The organism is Ancylomarina salipaludis (assembly GCF_004122035.1).
Lineage (GTDB): Bacteria > Bacteroidota > Bacteroidia > Bacteroidales > Marinifilaceae > Ancylomarina > Ancylomarina salipaludis.
Window position 1 is genome coordinate 1 of record NZ_SAXA01000039.1, and the last position, 1,280, is coordinate 1,280.

Annotated in this window: 1 protein-coding gene; it reads left to right on the forward strand. The window is 35.1% G+C overall.

Features of this window, described 5'->3' with window-relative positions:
- Window positions 1-67: 67 nt before the first annotated feature.
- Window positions 68-1,245 (forward strand): IS3 family transposase gene (locus EO244_RS16755; protein WP_129255834.1). Its coding sequence is split into 2 segments (ribosomal slippage): window positions 68-335 and window positions 335-1,245, totalling 1,179 coding nucleotides; the frame shifts between segments, so codons are not numbered across the junction.
- Window positions 1,246-1,280 lie beyond the last annotated feature (35 nt).

Consider the following 1,280-nt stretch of genomic DNA (forward strand, 5'->3'; position numbering starts at 1 on the left):
TGAAGTTGCTACATTTATACGGACAGTGAGTTAAGATATAGAATATTAATAATTTATATCTTAGATTATGGAAAAAGAAAGACGAAAATTTAGTAGAGAGTTTAAATTGAATGCTGTTGAGTTAAGTTACTCAAGAGCAAATATAAGAGAGCTCGCACATGAACTTGATGTTCGCCCAGAACTTATTTACCGATGGCGTAGTGAGTTCTTAAACTATCAAAAAACAAGTTTCCCAGGTAATGGTAAAGTTAAGCTTACAGAAGAGGAATCAGAGATATCTCGATTACAAAAAGAACTTGCAGAAATGCGAATGGAGAGAGATATATTAAAAAAAGCAGTGCGCATCTTTTCCAAGAGCGATGGGAAATTTACCAGTTCATAAGAAATCATTTTAGCATGTTTCCTATCGAAATGATGTGTCGAGTTCTAGATGTTAGTCGGAGTAGCTATTATTTATGGCTTAAATCTGAACCTAGTCAAAGAGCTCTAGAAAATAAAAGGCTTACTCAACAAATTCGGATTATATATAAAGAAAGTAAACAAACTTATGGAAGCCCTCGAATGACGGAAGAACTCAATGCAAGAGCTATCTCTGTTTCAAGACCACGAGTAGCTCGCTTAATGAAGAAGGCAAATTTAAGAAGCATTACAAAAAAGAAATTTGTAGTGACAACTTATTCTAAGCATGGTTTTGCTCTATCTCCAAACCTTTTGAATCGGGAGTTTAATCCCCAAAGGCAAGGCGAAGTTTGGGTTTCAGATATAACATATGTACGGACATATGAAGGTTGGTTATATTTGACCGTCATCATAGATTTGGCTGATAGAAAAATAATTGGTTGGTCTACAAGTAAAACTATGAAAGCTGCTGATACAGTCATGCCTGCATGGAAGATGGCAACCTTAAACAGGTCTATAAGCGATCGTCTGATCTTTCACTCTGATCAAGGTGTCCAATACGCATGTAATGAGTTTAGAGAGACCCTTAAGAAAGATAAACGTGTCGTACAAAGTATGAGTAGAAAAGGGAATTGCTGGGACAATGCTTGCGCTGAGAGTTTTTTTAAGAGTATTAAAACAGAATGGGTATATCGATTTAAATACAAAACAATCAAAAGTGCTGCCTTATCCATATTTGAGTACATAGAAACATGGTACAATACATGTAGAAGACATTCTTCTTTAAATTATTTATCTCCTTTAGAATATGGAAGGCTATTAAATAATGACAAGAGAGCGGCATGACTTAACTTATTGTCCACATTTTTGTTGCAAGTCCA